The organism is Ruegeria sp. R14_0 (genome assembly GCF_017743975.1).
Taxonomy (GTDB): domain Bacteria; phylum Pseudomonadota; class Alphaproteobacteria; order Rhodobacterales; family Rhodobacteraceae; genus Ruegeria.
On the sequence record NZ_JAGHRC010000002.1, the window covers coordinates 41535 to 58772 of the forward strand.

General features: G+C 59.8%; 19 protein-coding genes. 6 read left to right on the forward strand and 13 right to left on the reverse strand.

Annotation, left to right across the window (positions count from 1 at the left end; genetic code table 11):
• Positions 1-3 precede the first annotated feature (3 nt).
• A complete protein-coding gene (locus tag J7416_RS06155) occupies positions 4-1176 on the forward strand; it encodes a MalY/PatB family protein (RefSeq protein WP_209223873.1) in 1173 nt (390 codons plus the stop codon).
• Positions 1177-1197: 21 nt separating this feature from the next.
• Here the strand turns inward: J7416_RS06155 and J7416_RS06160 are convergent, their stop codons facing one another.
• A complete protein-coding gene (locus J7416_RS06160; protein ID WP_170469661.1) occupies positions 1198-1551 on the reverse strand; it encodes a hypothetical protein in 354 nt (117 codons plus the stop codon).
• Positions 1552-1762: 211 nt separating this feature from the next.
• On the opposite strand from J7416_RS06160, the gene J7416_RS06165 reads away from it, so the two are divergent.
• Positions 1763-2752, forward strand: coding sequence for a glutathione S-transferase family protein (locus J7416_RS06165; RefSeq protein ID WP_209224516.1), 990 nt, complete (start codon positions 1763-1765; stop codon positions 2750-2752).
• Here J7416_RS06165 and J7416_RS06170 read toward each other — a convergent pair.
• Positions 2734-3096, reverse strand: coding sequence for a response regulator (locus J7416_RS06170; RefSeq protein ID WP_209223874.1), 363 nt, complete (start codon positions 3094-3096; stop codon positions 2734-2736). The two genes, J7416_RS06165 and J7416_RS06170, sit on opposite strands and share 19 nt — an antisense overlap.
• A gap of 183 nt (positions 3097-3279) precedes the next feature.
• On the opposite strand from J7416_RS06170, the gene cobD reads away from it, so the two are divergent.
• The 3 genes from cobD to J7416_RS06185 are packed head-to-tail and all read left to right on the forward strand — an operon-like array spanning position 3280 to position 6338.
• Entirely contained in the window at positions 3280-4245 is a 966-nt protein-coding gene (gene cobD / locus J7416_RS06175; RefSeq protein WP_209223875.1) for a threonine-phosphate decarboxylase CobD, read from the forward strand.
• The gene (gene cbiB / locus J7416_RS06180; protein ID WP_209223876.1) at positions 4242-5162 is read left to right on the forward strand and encodes an adenosylcobinamide-phosphate synthase CbiB; all 921 of its coding nucleotides are present in this window, start codon (positions 4242-4244) and stop codon (positions 5160-5162) included. The genes cobD and cbiB overlap by 4 nt, the downstream gene beginning before the upstream one ends.
• 12 nt (positions 5163-5174) lie before the next feature.
• The gene (locus J7416_RS06185) at positions 5175-6338 is read left to right on the forward strand and encodes a lytic murein transglycosylase (RefSeq protein WP_209223877.1); all 1164 of its coding nucleotides are present in this window, start codon (positions 5175-5177) and stop codon (positions 6336-6338) included.
• Positions 6339-6381: 43 nt separating this feature from the next.
• Here the strand turns inward: J7416_RS06185 and J7416_RS06190 are convergent, their stop codons facing one another.
• The 5 genes from J7416_RS06190 to J7416_RS06210 all read right to left on the reverse strand — a co-directional run bounded on the left by J7416_RS06190 (position 6382) and on the right by J7416_RS06210 (position 12585).
• The gene (locus J7416_RS06190) at positions 6382-6720 is read right to left on the reverse strand and encodes an acyl-CoA thioesterase (RefSeq protein WP_247744190.1); all 339 of its coding nucleotides are present in this window, start codon (positions 6718-6720) and stop codon (positions 6382-6384) included.
• Positions 6721-6944: 224 nt separating this feature from the next.
• Positions 6945-7295: a hypothetical protein gene (locus J7416_RS06195; protein ID WP_209223879.1), complete on the reverse strand. Its 351-nt coding sequence runs from the start codon at positions 7293-7295 to the stop codon at positions 6945-6947.
• 54 nt (positions 7296-7349) lie between these two features.
• Complete coding sequence (locus J7416_RS06200; RefSeq protein ID WP_209223880.1) at positions 7350-10805, reverse strand: AAA family ATPase; 3456 nt, start codon at positions 10803-10805, stop codon at positions 7350-7352.
• Between the two features lie 139 nt (positions 10806-10944).
• The gene (locus tag J7416_RS06205; protein WP_209223881.1) at positions 10945-11340 is read right to left on the reverse strand and encodes a hypothetical protein; all 396 of its coding nucleotides are present in this window, start codon (positions 11338-11340) and stop codon (positions 10945-10947) included.
• Positions 11341-11385: 45 nt separating this feature from the next.
• A complete protein-coding gene (locus J7416_RS06210) occupies positions 11386-12585 on the reverse strand; it encodes a PLP-dependent aminotransferase family protein (protein ID WP_209223882.1) in 1200 nt (399 codons plus the stop codon).
• Positions 12586-12741: 156 nt separating this feature from the next.
• On the opposite strand from J7416_RS06210, the gene J7416_RS06215 reads away from it, so the two are divergent.
• Positions 12742-13512, forward strand: coding sequence for an FCD domain-containing protein (locus tag J7416_RS06215; RefSeq protein WP_209223883.1), 771 nt, complete (start codon positions 12742-12744; stop codon positions 13510-13512).
• Between the two features lie 74 nt (positions 13513-13586).
• Here the strand turns inward: J7416_RS06215 and J7416_RS06220 are convergent, their stop codons facing one another.
• From J7416_RS06220 to J7416_RS06245, 6 genes are all read right to left on the reverse strand, one after another.
• Complete coding sequence (locus J7416_RS06220) at positions 13587-14447, reverse strand: glycosyltransferase family 2 protein (protein ID WP_209223884.1); 861 nt, start codon at positions 14445-14447, stop codon at positions 13587-13589.
• Between the two features lie 173 nt (positions 14448-14620).
• Complete coding sequence (locus J7416_RS06225) at positions 14621-15181, reverse strand: F0F1 ATP synthase subunit B (protein ID WP_209223885.1); 561 nt, start codon at positions 15179-15181, stop codon at positions 14621-14623.
• 5 nt (positions 15182-15186) lie between these two features.
• Entirely contained in the window at positions 15187-15738 is a 552-nt protein-coding gene (locus J7416_RS06230; RefSeq protein ID WP_209223886.1) for a F0F1 ATP synthase subunit B', read from the reverse strand.
• Between the two features lie 86 nt (positions 15739-15824).
• Complete coding sequence (locus J7416_RS06235) at positions 15825-16049, reverse strand: F0F1 ATP synthase subunit C (RefSeq protein ID WP_005981269.1); 225 nt, start codon at positions 16047-16049, stop codon at positions 15825-15827.
• A gap of 70 nt (positions 16050-16119) precedes the next feature.
• Complete coding sequence (locus tag J7416_RS06240; protein ID WP_170428883.1) at positions 16120-16878, reverse strand: F0F1 ATP synthase subunit A; 759 nt, start codon at positions 16876-16878, stop codon at positions 16120-16122.
• 2 nt (positions 16879-16880) lie between these two features.
• A complete protein-coding gene (locus tag J7416_RS06245; RefSeq protein ID WP_170428886.1) occupies positions 16881-17213 on the reverse strand; it encodes an AtpZ/AtpI family protein in 333 nt (110 codons plus the stop codon).
• Between the last annotated feature and the right edge of the window lie 25 nt (positions 17214-17238).

A 17238-nucleotide genomic window follows, 5' to 3' on the forward strand; every position in this document is an offset into this window, starting at 1 on the left:
GACATGACTTTCAACGACCTGATCGACCGCCGGGGAACCAACAGTTCAAAATGGGACAAGATGGAGCAGCTCTACGGTGTATCACCGCAAGACGGGCTTGCCATGTGGACGGCAGATTCTGATTATCCGACCGCGCCTTGCGTGATCGCAGCCGTGCGCAAAGCCGCCGATCACGGTGTGTTCGGGTATTCTTGGATGCACCCGGATTATCTGGGCGCTGTCCAATGGTGGATGAAGAACCGCCACAACTGGGACATCGACACAGATTGGGTCCTGACCTCGCAAGGCTTGGGCAATGCAATCGCTTTGTGTCTGGATGTCTGGACAGAACCCGGCGACGGAGTGGTGATCTTTACGCCGGTCTACCATGAGTTCGCCCACAAGGTGAACAAATCGGGCCGCCGTGTGGTGGAATGCCCGCTGGTGCGGCAGGACGACACCTACGCTCTTGATCTGGAAGACGCGCAGTCCCGGTTGGACGGGTCGGAGAAGATGTTGCTGTGGTGTTCGCCGCAAAACCCATCCGGTCGGGTCTGGACCCCGGACGAGCTGCGCGCCGTTGCGGCCTTTGCCGAACGAAACGGCCTGATCCTGGTATCAGACGAGATTCACCACGATCTGGTCTATCCAGGAAACACCTTCGTACCGATGGACGTGGCAGCACCTGATGCACGGCCCTGGACGGTCACGCTGACGGCGGCGTCAAAGACCTTTAACATCGCTGGGCAGCGCACAGGGAACATGATCATACCCGATCCAAAGCTGCGCGCGGCCATGCGGCACCGTATCCAGACACTGGATTATGATCCCAGCGCGCTCGGCGTGGCCATGATCACTGCGGCCTATTCGCCTGAAGGGGCCGCATGGGTGGACGAGCAGATTGAGCATCTTGCTGGCAACCGTGCGATCTTTGACGCGGCCATCGCCGATATCCCAGGACTGTGGTCCATGCCGCTGCAGGCGACCTATCTGGCTTGGGTTGATTTCTCGGGCACCGGAATGAGTCACGACGATTTCATCCGCCGCTTGCGCGAAGATGCCAAGATCGCGACCTCGTCCGGCCCCGGTTTCGGAACAGGTGGAGAGACCTTCGAACGGTTCAATCTGGCCACGCAACGTGGGCGCGTCGAAGATGCATGCGCGCGACTGAAAGGCGCATTTGCCGATTTGCAGTGACGGCCTGAAACCAGTTGAGACTTATTCCTCGTGCCCCAACAGCGCAATCGGCGCGTCCGGGGCGCGATAGAAATCCAGCGGCGCCCTGTCGGCCGAAGCTGTACTGCGCTTGAACTCATAGCGCATTTCGCCCGCTTCATCCTGATCCGCAATAATCAGGCATTGATACAGGTGATTTGCGCCATCGTAGATATCGACAAGCCCCCGCAATTGCGGCGTGGTTTCGGCCTCGACCGTAAAGCCGTCTTTCCACAATCTCAGAATCTTATATGTATTGTCACCAATTTCGACACGAAGGCGGCTGGTTTTCTTCAAACCCGCGATTCGTGCCGCATCCAATTCGGCTGAAATTTCCTTTGATACATAGGTACTCATAAAACGTTCCCCTCGGCAGAGGCTATTATTGTGAAGGCCAAATCGTAAAAATCTAGTGAACCCGGACGCAGAGGTTGCCCTGATTTCAATCTGTTGCACAGAAATCTCAACCGAGCTGTGCATGAACGCAGGCATGCTGCGCGCCGTCCGGCATAGGATCACCAAATCCATCGAACTATGTTTGGCCAAACCGCTTTTCGGAGGACTAAGCATGGGCCTTTTGGTCGACGGTAAATGGCACGACACATGGTACGACACGAAATCCAATGGTGGGGCCTTCAAGCGCAGCGCCGCGCAGTTTCGCAACTGGCTGACGGCGGATGGCAGCGCCGGGCCTTCGGGCAAGGGCGGGTTCAACGCGGAATCCGGCCGCTATCACCTCTATGTCAGTCTCGCCTGCCCCTGGGCGCACCGCACCCTGATCTTTCGCGAACTCAAAGACCTGAGCGATCACATCTCGGTCTCTGTCGTGCATCCCGATATGTTGGACAATGGTTGGACGTTTGAAACGGACGATCACGGCGCAACCGGTGACACCCTGTATGGTCTGGGCTTTGCGCATCAGATTTACACCAAAGCCGACCCGAACTACTCGGGCCGTGTCACGGTACCGATCCTGTGGGACAAGAAGCAGCAGACGATTGTGTCGAACGAAAGCTCTGAAATCATCCGGATGTTCAACTCGGCCTTTGACGGGATCACCGGCAACACCGACGATTACTGGCCCGAGGCGATGCGCGAGGACATCGAAGAAGTGAACGCCCGCATCTATTCCGACGTCAACAACGGCGTCTACAAATCCGGTTTTGCCACGACCCAACAGGCCTATGATGCCGCGGTTGGACCGTTGTTCGACACGTTGGACTGGCTAGAGGATCGTCTGAGCGGGAACCGCTATCTTATGGGCGATCGCATGACCGAAGCCGATTGGCGTCTGTTTACCACGCTGATCCGGTTCGACCCTGTTTATCACCTGCATTTCAAATGCAACCGCCGCCGTCTTGTCGATTATCCGAACCTGTGGGCCTATACTCGCGAGCTATATCAGTGGCCGGGCGTCGCTCAGACGGTGAATATGCACCACATCGTGCGCCACTATCACTACAGCCACGACAGCATCAATCCGCACCGGATCATCCCCACGAACCCGGTCCTGGACTATATGGAGCCGCACGGGCGCGGTCAGCGACCCGCCGCGTAATGTTCGACCATCGCCGCCAGATCCTCTGGCGGCGTGCCGCTTTGGACGTAAGCGCATGCGTTCGGGCTGTGTGCAAAGATCGACCCGTCGGAAAAGAAGGTGGTGTTGGTTACAAAAATCACCCGTGCCTCGGGCCGGCGGTAGCTGGCGAAATCGGCCACAGCCAAGGCGCTGCCGGTTTCCAGAACCAGATCCAGCACAATGATATCGTAATCCGTGCCGTACAGGGCAAGGATCGCGGCCTCTTGACCGGCCACAAGCGTCACTTCGGCGCCTTGCCGTTCCAGATGCCTTTTCCAGACCCGACCAAGGTCGGGGTTACTCTCAACAATCAGTACTTTCATTTGCAACAACCTCGGCACTTGGTAGAGTGTGTGGTGCCGACCCCCGTTGTTTGTGATCACGCCTATTCCTTAACAAAGTGTTAATGGCGTCGCTCGACCGGGCTGATCACGCGGATTTGCTTGTAAAAACGGCAAAAATCCGCTTGAAGCGGGCTTAAACTGACGATTCCGGCGAGATCCCATATGGCAAGCCCAAACGACACTTTGGACCCCCGCGCCGCCCGCGACCATGGCGGCGGACTGGATGGCGCAATGACGCAGTTCGGAGGCGCGCGCGAGGACTGGCTGGACCTGTCTACCGGCATCAACCCGCACCCGTACCCCATCGCGCACCTGACCCAATCGGATTGGACCGCGCTACCCGATCACGGCGCGTTTGAACGCCTGTCTGCCGCCGCGCGACAGTTCTGGTCGGTGCCCGACGGTGCCGCAATCCTACCTGCGCCCGGCGCATCTGCGCTGATCGCCCGTATGCCTGCGCTTGCACCAAAGGGTCGGGTTCAGATCACGACACCAACGTATAACGAACACGCAGCCGCCTTTGTTGCGCAGGGTTGGACCGTTCAAGCGAAGGGCCCTGCCGAGGCGCGGGTTATCGCCCACCCAAACAACCCCGATGGGCGCATCTGGGGAGCAGCGGACGCCGATGCTCCGCTGACCGTGATTGATGAAAGCTTCTGTGACATCTGTCCCGAGAAGTCTCTGATCCATTTGGCCGACAACCCCGGCGTGATCGTACTCAAGAGTTTCGGAAAATTCTGGGGATTGGCCGGATTGCGGCTGGGGTTTGCAATCGGTCAGCCAAACCTGATTGCAAAGCTGAATGACCTGACCGGCCCCTGGGCGGTCTCTGGCCCGGCCCTGCGGATCGGAGAACAGGCCCTTCGGGATACCGAATGGGCCGCATCAACCCGTCAGCATTTGGCTGAGGCCACTGACCGGCTGGACCAGATGGTCACCGGCAAAGGCGCGAAATTGGTCGGTGGCACCACGCTGTTCCGGCTCTATGACGTTGACGACGCAACCGCCTGGCAGGCCAAACTGGCCAGCTCTCACATCTGGAGTCGCGTATTCCCCTATTCCCGCACCTACCTGCGGCTGGGCCTGCCCCCCGCCGACGCTTGGGACCGGCTGGAGGCCGCGTTGTGAGCACGGCCTTCCTGCTGGTGTGCGCCATGTGTCTGGACGCGGCACTGGGAGAGCCCGACTGGCTGTGGTCCCGCATCCGGCATCCGGCAGTGATGATCGGAAACGTCATCGGCTGGCTGGACAAACGCCTCAACAAGGGGACAGGAAAGCGGCTGAAAGGGATCGCTGTCGTGCTGCTGCTTGTTCTTGGCGCGTGGTTTCTGGGCCGCACGCTGGCCCTTCTGGGACCAGTGATCGAGATCATCCTTGCCGCAATTCTTCTGGCGCAGAAATCGCTGGTCTCCCATGTCCGCGCCGTGGCCGACGGGCTGCGCACCTCACTATCGGAAGGCCGTGCCAAGGTTGCGATGATCGTGTCCCGCGACACGCGTGACATGACCGAGGCACAGGTTGCGCGGTCCGCTATCGAAAGTGCCGCCGAAAACCTCAGCGACGGGGTGATCGCCCCGGCGTTTTGGTTCCTGATCGGGGGCCTGCCCGGAATTCTGATCTACAAGGCGATCAACACGGCCGACAGCATGATCGGTTATCGCACCGAAAAACATCGTGACTTTGGCTGGGCCGCCGCACGTCTGGACGATGTTCTGAACCTGATCCCGGCCCGCCTGACCTGCGTTATGATCGTGGGCCTTTCTGGCCAATGGGCGCGCTGGCCCGAGATGGTCGCGGACGCCCGCCGCCATATCTCGCCCAACGCAGGCTGGCCCGAGGCCGCTATGGCGCGCGCGCTAAACGTCGCCCTGGCCGGGCCGCGCAGCTACGACGGCAAGCTGCGCGATCTGGCCTGGGTCAATGGCGACGCGCCCCGCGAAATTGGAGCACAGGAGGTTTTCCGCGCATGTGACATGCTCTGGCGGGTTTGGGGGCTTGCGCTGGGGCTCGTGTCGGTGTGGGTTGGGGCAAGCTTCATTTTCTGACGGACCACACGAATGCGTTTTCTCTCGGGCATCCTTGCCGCCACCCTTTTCGCCTCACCCGCACTGGCCCAATGCGGCGGCGGGTTTAACTCTTTCGTGAATGGCCTGAAATCGGAGGCCGTGCAGAAGGGGTTCGAAGAATCCACTGTGGATGGCTTTTTCCAAGGCGTTCAGCAGGACGGGGCCGTTCTGCGCGCCGACCGGGCGCAGGGCGTATTCCAGAAACCGTTCATTGATTTCTCACGCCGTCTGATCTCGCAAAACCGGATTGATCGCGGCGCGTCCATGTCGCGCAAGTACGACGCAGTGTTTGACCGGATCGAGCGGGAATATGGCGTCTCGCGCGGTGTACTTCTGGCCTTCTGGGCGTTCGAGACCGATTACGGCGCGGTTCAGGGCGATTTCAATACCCGCAACGCGCTGGTCACTCTGGCCCATGACTGCCGCCGACCTGAACTGTTCCGACCTCAGATCTTCGCCGCCATCGAATTCTATAGCCAAGGCAACTTCGACCCCGCGCGCACGACGGGTGCCTGGGCCGGAGAGATTGGCATGGTGCAGATGCTGCCCCGCGATATTCTTGAAAACGGTGTGGACGGGGATGGCGACGGCAAGGTCTCGCTGAAGACCTCGGCACCGGATGCGCTGATGTCCGGGGGCAAGATGCTGTCGCATCTGGGATGGCGACCGGGTGAGCCATGGCTGCAAGAGGTGACCGTTCCGGCACAGATGGACTGGTCCCTGTCAGGCCCCGGTAAATCGCGCCCGGTGTCCGAATGGCAGGCGATGGGTATTCAGGCGCGCAGCGGGTCATTGGCCAACCTGCCAGCCTCACTGATCCTGCCACAGGGCCATAAAGGCCCCGCATTTCTGGCCTATCCCAATTTCGACGTTTACTTCGAATGGAACCAGAGCTTTGTCTACGTCCTGACCGCCGCCTATTTCGGCACGCGGCTTGAGGGCGCGCAGATCTATGACGCAGGCAATCCGCCGCAAGGACTGAATGCCGCGCAGATGAAACAGTTACAAACCAAGCTGCAAGCACGTGGCCACGACGTTGGCAAGATCGACGGCATTTTAGGCGCAGGTACGCGGGCGGCCGTGCAGTCCGAACAAGCGCGGCTGGGGCTTCCGGCGGATGCGTGGCCCACAGCGGAGCTGCTGAACCAATTGTAACAAGAAACGCTGGCTAACCGGGGCTGTCCTTGCCCCGGTCCTCTTACGTTTCGTCAAAAACCGGTCGCGGCGCACCATCGTCGTCAAGCGCGACAAAGACAAAGTCCGCGTCTGTAACTTTTTGGGCTTTCTCGGAATATCTTGGGCGGGCCCAGGCATCCACGTGAATACGCATCGACGTGCGCCCCACTTTCAACAGCGTCGCGTAGAGCGTAACCTCATCCCCAACCTTTACCGGTCGTAAAAACTGCATCGCTTCGACCGATACAGTCGCGCCGCGCCCTTGCGATACGCGGCCTGCCATATTCCCGGCCGCAAGGTCCATCTGCGACATGAGCCAGCCACCAAAAATATCCCCGGAGGGATTCGTGTCCGCTGGCATTGCAATAGTGCGGATCACCAGCACGCCGTCTTCCTGTTGACGCCCATGAGAGCCGCGCTGTTTTCCGAGGGCCAAAGTGTCTTTCGATGCTTCGCTCAAGTGTTTTTCCTTTGTTGGCCAGCACGGTCTGCCCATGCCAGCTGCCCCGTGAGCTTATTTCGATCGGTGGAAATCCCAAAACACTTTACCGGACGCAGCATTCAAAGCGCCGCATCCAAGCCGCGTTATTCAGGCCGGACCGGATACCGGTCGCCTTTCTCATCAATCAGGATCAAGCGTTCACCACTGCGCACATACAGGTCGCAACGACTGAACCCGTTTCGATAAGCGATACAGACGCTGCCATCGTCGGCGAATGAATAGGTGCCAAAGGCCGCATCTCCGCTGGCGTAGGTATAGGAATAAGCACCGCCGGCAGAAAACTTGGCCTGCCCATCGTCATAAAACGTCAGTGTTCGACCTGCCAGAGCGTCCAACTCCTCGGGTGACAACGGGGTATCGCCGGGTTTCGTGGGCCATTCAGCTGCCACAACCGGGCTTGCGGCCATCAAGGCTATGATCAGGTATCGGGTCATGGGGCCACCTTACCCCGCGAAGCAGGGTTTGAGGCATAACGTTGCAGTGAGCGGTCAGGCGACCATCTGCTCGGCTTTCTTGAGGTCGACCGAAACCAACTGGCTGACGCCTTGTTCCTGCATCGTCACACCAAACAAACGGTCCATTCGCGCCATCGTCACCGCGTGGTGGGTGATGATCAGGAACCGCGTATCCGTCTGGCGGCACATCTCGTCCAGCAGGTCGCAGAAGCGGGTGACATTGGCGTCATCCAACGGCGCATCGACCTCGTCCAGAACACAGATCGGGGCCGGGTTGGCCAGGAACACGCCAAAGATCAGCGCCGTCGCCGTCAAGGTTTGTTCACCACCCGACAGCAGGCTGAGGGTCGAGAGCTTTTTGCCCGGAGGCTGACACATGATCTCAAGGCCCGCATCCAGCGGATCGTCGCTTTCGACCATGACCAGGTTGGCTTCTCCGCCGCCGAACAGATGCTTGAACAGCATCGCGAAGTTCGAGTTCACTTGCTCGAACGCGGTCAGCAGACGTTCGCGCCCTTCACGATTGAGGCTGGCAATACCGCTGCGCAAGGCCTTGATCGCCTCTTCCAGATCGGCCTTTTCGCTATTCAGCGTATCGAACTCTTCCTGAACTTCCTTGCTGTCCTCTTCGGCACGCAAGTTCACGGCCCCCATCGCATCGCGCTGGCGTTTGTGGCGGTTCACCTCGGCCTCCAACGCGTCGGCTGCAGGCATCTGGTCGGGGTTCACGTCCAACTGATTCAGCAGCTGGTTGGGCGTCAGTTGCTGATCCTCGGCAATACGCTCTGCCGCAGCCACAACACCTTCTTTGGCCGCGTCACAGCGTGCCTCAGCCGCGGCGCGGCCTTCACGCGCTTCCGAGGCCAGACGTTCCGCTTCACGTTCCGCCAACACGACCTCGCGCTGCTGGGTCTCAGCCTCGGCCAATTTGTCGGCAGCCTCGGCGCGCCGCGCTTCGGCGGTTTCGATCAGTTCGTTCAGCTCTTCGCGGGCCTCGGCAATCTCACTGGGCGCCGCCATCGCCTCTGACAGTTCCTCTTCCGAGCTCTCCTTGCGGTCAGCCAGTTCGGAAATCCGCTTCTCTGCGGTTTCAAGCCGATGCCGCCATCCGCTCAGATCCTTGGTGACTTCTTGCGTCCGCCGGGTCCGCGCCTCGCCCTCGCGGCGCAGCTCATCATGGGTTGAGCGGTGGGTCAGCATCGTAATCCGCGCCGCCTCGACCGTCTGTTTGATGTCCTCAACCTGCGCCCGAGCACTGTCGAGGTCACCAAGGCTGGTCAGCGCGCCTTCGGCTTCACGCAACTGAGCGCGAGCGGACATCGCATCTTCCTTGTGCCGGTCAACAGCCAGGGTCAGTGTTTCCAGCTTGCCCTGTGCCAGATTGCGATCCGCCTCGGCCCGGCTCAACTGGCGCGCGCTTTCGGCCATTCGTTGATCGGCGGCACGCCGGGCTTCACGCGCGCGGCGGTCCGCTTCGGTGACATCGGCCAGCTGCTGCGACAGCGCCTCGTGCGCGGCACGAGCCCCGTCGGCCTGCGCCTCGGTGCGTGTCAGCTCCTGTTTCAACGCTTCCAGCTTGTTGAGCTGTTCCAGCCGCAGGGCGGCAGCACTCGGCGCGTCCTCGGCCCAAGCCCGGAAACCGTCCCAGCGCCACAAGTCACCGGACCGCGATACCAAGCGTTGCCCCGGCTTCAACAACGCCTGCAACCGCGCACCCTGATCCGCGTCGACCAACCCGATCTGAGCGATCCGGCGGCTCAGGCGATCTGGTCCAGACACGTGCAGCGCCAAAGGCTCAACCCCATCAGGCAGCGGCTGGTCCGCATCGTATCCGGCCACTTGCACCCACCCCGACGGGCCATCGCCTTCGACCAGCGGCGCGCGTAGATCATCGGCCAGCGCAGCCCCCAGCGCTTTTTCATAGCCGGGATCGACACGCAGCAGGTCCATGACCTGCCCACCTTCGGCCGTATCCCGTTCCACCAGTTTAGCCAGGGCGGATGTCTCGGCGCGGATCGCACCCAGCTCACCCTCGGCCTCGGACCGCTGCGCGCGGGCTTCGGCTTCGCGAGCCTGAGTTTCACCGCGCAGCTCGTCTGCAGCCGCCAATGCTTCTTCTGCGGCTTCTGCGGCTTCGCGGGCTTCTTCCTCGCCCGCTTGCGCCGCTTCGAATGCCTCACTCGTGCGGGTCAACGCATCTCGGGCCTCATCCACGGCGATGCGGGCTTTTTCTTCCTCGCCCTCAGACCGGGCCAGCGTCTTGCGGCCGTCTTCGACCAAGCGCTGCGCCGATTGGTGCCGCGCCACCAGACGCGCCATATCCTCGGTTTCTTGCGAGAGGTGATCTTCACGCTCCTGCAGCACCGCAGCAGCCTCGCGCGCGACCTCGGCAGCTTCTGCCACCTTGTCGTCATACCCGTCGGCCGCTTTGGCCAATTCGCGCGCTTCCCATTGCAGACGTTCGATCATCTGGCCAGCATCTCGGTTCAGGCCGGTTTCACGCTCGATATCGTTGCCCAACTGCTGAATGCGGTTGGTGAGTGTTTCAATCGTCTGGCGCGCGCGGGTTTCCTGATCCGTCAGCTGATCGCGTTGGACCTGCTGGCGCTGCAGAACGGCGGCCGCGATGGCCTCTTCCTCGCGCAGCGGTGGCAGTGTTTCTTCAATCTCGGCCCGTTTGGCACTGGCCGCGCGGGCTTCGGCCTCGGCACGCGAGGCTTCGGTGATCCGCTCGCGCAGAACGTCCTCAGCCTGCTGGCGGGCCATGTCAGCTTCTTTCCAGCGGCGGTATAGCAGCATGCCCTCGGCTTGGCGCAGTTGCTCCCCAATCTCGCGGTAACGCGCCGCCTGACGGGCTTGACGCGCAAGCTGGGCAAGCTGGGTTCCAAGCTGTTCCAGTACATCATCGACACGGGTCAGGTTTGCCTCGGTGCCCTTCAGCTTTAGCTCAGCCTCATGCCGACGCTGGTACAGACCTGAAATGCCCGCGGCCTCTTCCAGAATACGGCGGCGCGCACGGGGTTTGGCGTTGATCAGCTCGGCAATTCGGTTCTGCCCCACCAGCGCCGGCGAATGCGCCCCGGTCGAGGCATCCGCGAACAGCATCTGAACATCGCGCGCCCGCACGTCCTTGCCATTCGTCTTGTAAGCACTGCCGACATCGCGCGTGATGCGGCGAATGATCTCCAACTGGTCAGAGTCATTGAACCCCGAAGGCGCAAGGCGTTCGGAATTGTCCATGGTCAGGACAACTTCGGCAAAATTGCGCGCCGGGCGCGTTGCGGCGCCTGCAAAGATCACATCTTCCATCGCGCCGCCGCGCATGGATTTGGGTCGGTTCTCGCCCATTACCCAACGCAAAGCTTCCAAAAGATTGGACTTGCCGCAGCCATTCGGACCCACCACACCGGTCAACCCATCCGCGATGATCAGATCGGTCGGATCAACAAAGCTCTTGAAGCCGGTTAGTTTGAGTTTGCTAAAGCGCAAAGGCAATTGGTCCCGTGATTCCTATATCTGGAAGTCTGCGCAAGCTGTTGGGGTCGAGTCAACGGAGGAACGCAGGATATGGGATTTCACGCCGAGTTATCCACAATATCTTGCCAAAATACGCGAAAAAGCGCGTATTCTAATAGGGCGAGCATTCAAAAACCTGATAGCCGTAGTCTTCGTAATAGCCGTAATCAGTGCATTCATAGGGTCTGCGGAGAAGCGCACCGAAGATCAGCTTTTCCCCCAATTCCCGGTCACAACCCAAAATGCCCACGGTAACCGCTGCATCGCCCAGAACATCCAAAAGCGGGCAACCCGATACCTGTGCCATGGCCAGGGCGGCACGGTCCCGGATGGGACCAAGACGCGGGGCATATTGGGTATTGATCCGCACAGCCTCGGCCAGATCACCCCGCACCCGTACGTCAAAGACGCTGCCATTCACTGCCACCCGGGTTGCGGGTGCGTCCCGAAAATGGGGCGTGCCGGCCGAACATGCGGCCAGCACTAGGAGGGACAGATACCGGATCATGCCAACAGCTTTGCACCAGCGAGGTTAACAAAACCTTTCCAAGGCTCAGGTGCGCAGTACCTCGCCCAAACGGCGGATGCCTTCGCGGATCGTGTCTTCATCCGAGTTCGAGAAACTCAGCCGGATCGTGTTGGTCCCACTGCCATCGGGGAAAAAGGCCCCGCCCGGAACAAAAGCCACCTTGACCGTCTCCAAAGCCCGGGCCAGTAGGTCGGCCCCGTCTGTTCCAACCGGCAGGGTCATCCAGATGAACATACCCCCTTCGGGTTTTGTCCACTGAACACCATCGGGCATATGGTCCTGCAAAGCCTGCAGCATCGCATCCCGGCGTGCACCATAGACGCGGCGCAACATTGGGATGTGGGTGTCGAAACAGGCTCGTGCGACCTGATCAATGGCCATCTGATTGATCGTCGCCGAATGTAAATCGGCCGCCTGTTTCATCAACACCAATTGGGAAATCACCGGCTTTGACGCCACAACCCACCCGACCCGCAGTCCTGGCGACAGGGTTTTCGAAAAGCTGCCGCAATAGATCGTCCGACACTCTTCAATCGAGCCTTTGCGCGCCAGTTCCAATGCCAGAACCGGCGGAATTGCCACGCCATCATAGCGCAGGGCCTGATAGGCCCCGTCTTCGATCACAGCGCAATTCAACTCGTCCGTCAGATCCAGCAGAGCCTCTCGGCCACGAAGGTCCACGGTTTCACCCGTCGGGTTCGCGAAATCGGGTGAGAGATACGCGAATTTGACCGCCCCTTCGCCCGCGGCTTCCACGTATTCCGCAGCGCCCCGGTTGCCCACGATGCTGAGCTGGTCAAAACGCGGCTCATAGGCGTTGAACGCCGCCAGCGCGCCCAGATAGGTCGGCCAACCAACCAGCGCGGTATCGCCGGGGGACAGGTAGAGCTTGCCCAGATAGTCCAGAGCCTGCTGTGAACCCGATGTGATCAGGATATTGTCAATTCCACACTCCACCCCGATCTCGCGCATATGGTCCACCAACCACTCGCGCAGCGGCACATACCCCTCGCTGACCGAATACTGCAGCGCCTGTGCCTGCATTTGGGGGCTCAACGCAGCCTGAAACGCTGTCGCGAACCCTTCGGCAGGGAAAAGCGCGGGATCAGGAATTCCTCCGGCGAATGAGATAATGCCGGGTTGATCCAGCAGCTTAAGCAATTCGCGTATCTCGGACGCTTTCATCCGGGACGCCCGCGTGGCGAACAATTCGTGCGTAGACATACGCCTCCTCCGCATTGATGTGCAGTCAGCGTATTGTGGCATTTATTAAAGTCAATAATACTGACCCATTATTTCACTCATGTGACCGGGCTTGCTTGAACCACCCGGCGATCCGTGGTCATATGAATTGACCAATTTATGAAAATGACGCCCTGCATGCCCTTTCAAAAAGTTCAAACCGAAAAGCTGTCGATTGCCGTGGTCCGCCAGATCGAACTGTTGATCCTGCGCGGCATTTTGCGACCCGGCGAACGGCTGCCGGCCGAGCGTGAACTGGCTGAACGTCTTGGCGTGTCCCGCCCGTCCCTGCGCGAAGCCATTGCGGAACTGCAGGATCAGGGATTGCTGACGGCCAAAGCTGGATCAGGCATCTACGTGGCCGAGGTTCTGGGATCAGCCTTTTCCCCCGCTCTGATCCGACTATTCAGCAGCCATGAGGAAGCGGTGTTCGACTATCTCTCTTTCCGGCGCGACCTTGAAGGGCTGGCGGCCGAGCGGGCTGCACGTTTGGGTTCAGCGAGTGATCTGAAAGTCGTTCAGACGATATTCGACAAGATGGAAGCTGCCCATGCCCGCAACGCCGCCGAGGACGAAGCTCAGTTAGACGCGCAGTTCCACATGGCGATCATCGAGGCCAGCCATAACGTCGTTATGCTGCACATGATGCGGTCGATGTACGATCTGCTTCGGCAGGGCGTGTTTTACAATCGGCAGATGATGTTTCAGCAACGAACCACGCGCGAGGCCATTCTGGACCAGCACCGCGCCATCAACACCGCCCTTCAGGCCCGTGATCCCGAAGGCGCCCGCGAGGCCGTGCACAGACATCTGAGCTATGTGCAGCAGTGCATGGAAGACCACCAGAAGGCCCAACGCAACGAAGCCATCGCGCAGCAACGTCTGGATCACGAAACAAGTTACAACTGAACGCCACTTCAGAGTTAAAAGCTTGTTCCGGTGTTTCAGGGCCTAACGCCAATCACCCTGGAAATCCCCTGAAGTCAAAGGCCATAGAAGCGTCGCAACACCGCGTGCTTCATCAGTTTCAGGCGGTCGATTGGTTTGGGGTCTTTCTCGGCCAGTCCGGGAAAACGACCCTCAGCCTCTGAGCGTGTCCGCACAGCAACCGGCGTCGCCAGAATATCCCGGATCACATCGTCTGTGGGCTGTTCTAACTGATGCTCACGCGCAATCGCTGTCAGCATCTCGGCGTGATAGGCCTGCATCGACTCGGACCGTTGGCCCTTGCGGAACCGAAACGCTCCAATTTGGGCCCGGACCGAGGTCAGGTTTGCGTACCGGGAAAATCGCAGCCAGAGTTCACCATCCACGGCCAGACTAAGGGACTCATCCAGATGCCCACCGGCCTTGTCCCACAAGCCGCGCCGCCAATAGGTCGATTCCTGCTGAACCCATTGATAGTCACCCGCCAAAAGACGCGCGCGGGATATCGGTTTCGGGCGAATGTTCGTGACGATGTTGTCGTCCTCATCCAGACAGGTCATGCGCCCCGTCACCCAATCGATACCCGCATTCAAGGCAAACAACGATCCCACCAGGGACAAACCGCCGGGCATGAGCATGTCATCAGAGTTGATCCATCCCATCACCTCGCCCGTCGCCTTGGCAAACCCCTTGTTCAAAGCGTTTGCCTGTCCCGTATCCGGCTCGGAAATGATATGGGAGAACGCATCGCGATAGCGTTCTGCAATTTCAATCGACCCATCGGTGCTGCCGCCATCTGCCAGGATCAGATCCAGCATGGGATAGTTCTGATCCAGTACCGACTTGATCGTGCGTTCGATGAACGTGCTGCAATTGTAGTTCGGAATAACAACACTGATTGAAGGCAGGTCAGGCATTGGACCTCTTGTAATAGCAATCTGGCCCGAACCCTGAGAAGCCGCACCATTGGTGGTGCAAGCGTAGTCGAAAAGCCGCGCGTCGCAACAGCCAAGCGAAAGGCCGATGAACTCAGATCATAAGGAAGGGGAAACGGGTCGGACCCGGCAGGTTACCGCCGGGTCACCAAAGACTAGTGCAGCTTGTCACCAACGTCGGCGATGGCCGCGTCGATCAGCTTGTTGGCCTGCGCCGCAGTCATCTGCTTGGCCAGAACTGCGTTGGCCGCGGAAACCGCGACGGTGATTGCCTGATCACGGACTTCTTTGACCGCCGAAGCCTCGGCCGAAGCAATCTGGTCCTGCGCGGCTGCCAGACGGCGGGCGATGGATTTTTCCAGATCGGCCTTTGCCTGTTCCGCTGCCAGAGCAGCGTCATCCTTGGCAGCGGCTACAATCGCATCTGCCTGGGTCTGAACTTCGCGTTGCTTGCGCTCGTACGAGGCCAGCAGGCTGCGCGCTTCTTCGTGGAGGGCGCGGGCTTCGTCCAGTTCGGACTTGATGCCTTCGGCACGGTTGTCCAGCGCGCCACCGATCATCGACGGCACCTTGAAGTAGAACAGAACCGCGATGAAAACGATGAAGCCCAGGAAGACGACAAAGTCGGTGTTGGCCAGCGAGAAGAACGGACCTTTGGCAGCAAAGGCCGGGCTGGCTGCGCCGAAGGTCAGGATAAGGGCAAGAGTGTTCCGCATGTCACTTATCCTTTCATCTGCGCGTCAATAGCACCGTCGATGGCTTTGGCATCTGCCTCGCCGCCCAGTGCGGTGACCAGTTCAGCTGCCGTATCCTTGGCAACCACTTGAATGCTTTCCAGCGCACCGGCACGGATGTCGGCAATCGCCTTCTCCGATTCAGCCGCCTTCGCAGCGATTTCTGCGTCCGCCTTGGCAATCGCGTCATCCAGATCAGCCTGGATTTCCGCACGTGCTTCGGCAGCGATACGCTGCGCTTCGGCACGGGCATCGGCCAGCGCCTTGTTATAGGCCTCTTCGGCCTCGACCGCCTTGGCCTTCAGATCTTCGGCCGCAGCCAGGTCATTTGTAATGGTCCCCTGACGCTCCGCCAGGATAGCCGCGATGCGAGGCAGAGCCACGCGGGACAGGACCAGAAAGATGACGACCAGCGTGATGACCAGCCAGAAAATCTGGTTGGGGAACCAATCGAAGCAGAGCTGCGGCATCCCGATGGCAGAGCCATAGGAGTCGACGCACGAGCCGGCTACCTCTTCTGTAATGGGTTCAGTCGCCATGATATCCTCCGTCGGAAACTTGTCTTTACAACAGGTGGGCCGCTATGGCTTGGACCCACCTGCGCGTAAGGATCAGGTTCCGCAGATTATACGGCGAACATCAGCAGCAGCGAGACCAGGAATGCGAAGATCCCCAGGGCTTCTGCGAACGCGATACCGATGAACAGGGTTGCGGTCTGCGAAGCAGCCGCCGAAGGGTTGCGCAGGGCGCCGGCCAGGAAGTTGCCTGCAACGTTGCCCACCCCGATTGCGGCTGCGCCGGAACCGATTGCTGCCAGGCCTGCGCCGATGTGTGCGAGATCGCCTTCCATGATGTATCTCCTTACGAATTGGAAGTTTCGATGTTGGGTTATCGTTCCTGTGCTCAGGGCAGCGCCCTGATCAGTGATGCGGATGCAAAGCGTCCTTCAGGTAAACACAGGTCAGAATGGTGAAGACGTAGGCCTGGATGAAGGACACTAGGACCTCAAGGCCGTACATTGCGGTGATCGCCAGAACGGACACGGGCGAGATCGCGGCGATCGCGGCAAAGCCTGCGAACACCTTGATAACTGCGTGGCCTGCCATGACGTTACCGGCAAGACGAATGGAGTGGCTGACCGGACGCACGAAGTACGAGATCAGTTCGATGATCGCCAGGATCGGACGCAGCGCCAGCGGGGCGCTCGAGACCCAGAACAGGCTCAGAAAGCCAGCGCCGTTTTTGACAAAGCCCAGAACCGTCACGGTCAGGAAGACCGCCAGCGCCAGCGGAATGGTCACGGCGAAATGCGATGTGGTGGTAAAGGACATGGGGATCATGCCCAGGAAGTTCGCGCAGACGATGAACATGAACAGGGTCATGACATAGGGGAAGTACTTGACGCCTTCCTTGCCGCAGATGTCTTCCAGCATCTTGTAGATAAAGCCGTAGGTCAGTTCAGCGACCGACTGCATACGGGTTGGGACAATGGCGCGCTTGGACGTGCTCAGCACCAGCAGGCCAAAGACTGCGACGATCGCCAGGAACAGCCACAGGGTCACGTTGGTGATCGTGAACATGCCAACTGCACCGTCACCGAACAACGGCTTAACGATGAACTGATCCATCGGGTGGAAAACCAGGCTGCTGCCTTCTGCTGCGGTGGTCTCAGTTGCCACGTTCAGTCCCTCTCGTCCTTCTCGGCAGCCGTCGCCGCCGCTTGTTTCTCTTGAACCTCTTTCGCGCTGCGGAGCATAACCTTCACGCCCGCGACAAGGCCCAGCAATGTGAACAGCACCAGAAAGATCGGGATCGTCCCGAGCAGGCTATCCAGCCCGTATCCGATGCCAAATCCGATCCCCAGACCGGATACCATTTCGATGACCATCCTCCAGGCAAGTTCGCCCCCGGATATGTCACTGTCTGCGCGGGTCTCGGGCTTTTTGGCCTTTTTCGCCGCCTCGATCTTGGCCTCCAGCTGCGCCATACGCTGCTTTTGGTCGTCATCGGTCACGGGCAAATCCCTCGCACAGTCTTGG

Excerpts from the sequence above, each read along its gene's own strand:
- J7416_RS06215 (WP_209223883.1), top strand. The coding sequence starts at position 12,742 with ATGCCCTTTCAAAAAGTTCAAACCGAAAAGCTGTCGATTGCCGTGGTC.
- J7416_RS06190 (WP_247744190.1), bottom strand. The coding sequence starts at position 6,720 with ATGCCAGCGGACACGAATCCCTCCGGGGATATTTTTGGTGGCTGGCTC.
- J7416_RS06185 (WP_209223877.1), top strand. The coding sequence starts at position 5,175 with ATGCGTTTTCTCTCGGGCATCCTTGCCGCCACCCTTTTCGCCTCACCC.
- J7416_RS06165 (WP_209224516.1), top strand. The coding sequence starts at position 1,763 with ATGGGCCTTTTGGTCGACGGTAAATGGCACGACACATGGTACGACACG.
- J7416_RS06210 (WP_209223882.1), bottom strand. The coding sequence starts at position 12,585 with ATGTCTACGCACGAATTGTTCGCCACGCGGGCGTCCCGGATGAAAGCG.
- J7416_RS06155 (WP_209223873.1), top strand. The coding sequence starts at position 4 with ATGACTTTCAACGACCTGATCGACCGCCGGGGAACCAACAGTTCAAAA.
- J7416_RS06205 (WP_209223881.1), bottom strand. The coding sequence starts at position 11,340 with ATGATCCGGTATCTGTCCCTCCTAGTGCTGGCCGCATGTTCGGCCGGC.
- J7416_RS06220 (WP_209223884.1), bottom strand. The coding sequence starts at position 14,447 with ATGCCTGACCTGCCTTCAATCAGTGTTGTTATTCCGAACTACAATTGC.
- J7416_RS06225 (WP_209223885.1), bottom strand. The coding sequence starts at position 15,181 with ATGCGGAACACTCTTGCCCTTATCCTGACCTTCGGCGCAGCCAGCCCG.
- J7416_RS06235 (WP_005981269.1), bottom strand. The coding sequence starts at position 16,049 with ATGGAAGGCGATCTCGCACACATCGGCGCAGGCCTGGCAGCAATCGGT.
- J7416_RS06230 (WP_209223886.1), bottom strand. The coding sequence starts at position 15,738 with ATGGCGACTGAACCCATTACAGAAGAGGTAGCCGGCTCGTGCGTCGAC.
- cobD (WP_209223875.1), top strand. The coding sequence starts at position 3,280 with ATGGCAAGCCCAAACGACACTTTGGACCCCCGCGCCGCCCGCGACCAT.
- J7416_RS06160 (WP_170469661.1), bottom strand. The coding sequence starts at position 1,551 with ATGAGTACCTATGTATCAAAGGAAATTTCAGCCGAATTGGATGCGGCA.
- J7416_RS06170 (WP_209223874.1), bottom strand. The coding sequence starts at position 3,096 with ATGAAAGTACTGATTGTTGAGAGTAACCCCGACCTTGGTCGGGTCTGG.
- J7416_RS06195 (WP_209223879.1), bottom strand. The coding sequence starts at position 7,295 with ATGACCCGATACCTGATCATAGCCTTGATGGCCGCAAGCCCGGTTGTG.